Origin of the sequence: Paenibacillus koleovorans NBRC 103111, from assembly GCF_004000845.1 — a bacterium.
GTDB lineage: Bacteria > Bacillota > Bacilli > Paenibacillales > NBRC-103111 > Paenibacillus_AA > Paenibacillus_AA koleovorans.
Genome location: NZ_BIMA01000262.1, coordinates 1 through 867, shown reverse-complemented (window position 1 = coordinate 867; position 867 = coordinate 1). Strand labels below are relative to the sequence as shown.

General features: G+C 53.3%; 1 protein-coding gene. It reads right to left on the bottom strand.

From position 1 onward, the window contains the following. Nucleotides 1–59: 59 nt before the first annotated feature. Nucleotides 60–842, bottom strand: coding sequence for a recombinase family protein (locus tag PKO02S_RS32090; protein ID WP_127589360.1), 783 nt, complete (start codon nt 840–842; stop codon nt 60–62). Nucleotides 843–867: the final 25 nt, after the last annotated feature.

The window sequence follows — 867 nt, the reverse complement described above, 5'->3', positions numbered from 1 at the left end:
TTTCCTGATCGACCATCCGCTCGTAGGTTTCGGCAAGTGTACTCATTCCGCACCTCCAGCTACAGGATAGCGGCATATTGGCCGCGAGATGTCACGCTTCCGTAGGTGTACAAGCCGTTGTAGAAATCTTCGCGATCCAGCATACGTTTGATCTGCACTTTGGTAAATGCCTTGCCCTGAGCGGTTCTATGACCATCATAGTTGAGCTGTTTAGCGAACTCCGACAGCGGCCAGTGCGGGAACAACTCCTTTAATTCAAACAGCCGGTGGACGATAATGGCATTTTCCCAATCAACCGCAATTGCCTTCTCACCTTTGGCGGCGCGGTAGCCAAACGGAACACCGCCTCCGGCATAGCCGCCTTGCTGGGCTTTCTTCTTCCGCCCCCGGCTCAGTTTCAATGTGATCTCCAACCGTTGGTACTGGTCTAACAGTTCCAGCATTCCGTTGACTAGAAAATCGTTCGGGTCATGGGCATAGATGCTGTAATTCGGCTGCTCGATGGCGGTTACGTCAACCTGATGTCGCTTGAGCTCTCGCTGAATGAGGACTTTCGCCATATCGGAACGCCATAACCGCGATGTGTTCAATACGACGACAGCCGATACAGGCCTGCTTTTCAGATCCGCGAGCATTTCCTGCAAACCTTCACGCTCGACCGTCAAGCCCTCCTCATCAACTGTTGCACCGCTCCAGCCTTTATCCTCGTACACGTGCAGCAACTCCAGACCGCTGCGATCACAATACCGCTCAATCTCCTCCAACTGGTAAGCCAGGCTGTACCCTTCTTTGGCTTGTCCATACGTGGACACCCGGACATAGCCGACGACTTTCTCCCTCAAGATAATCCCTCCCGTTACACGGACT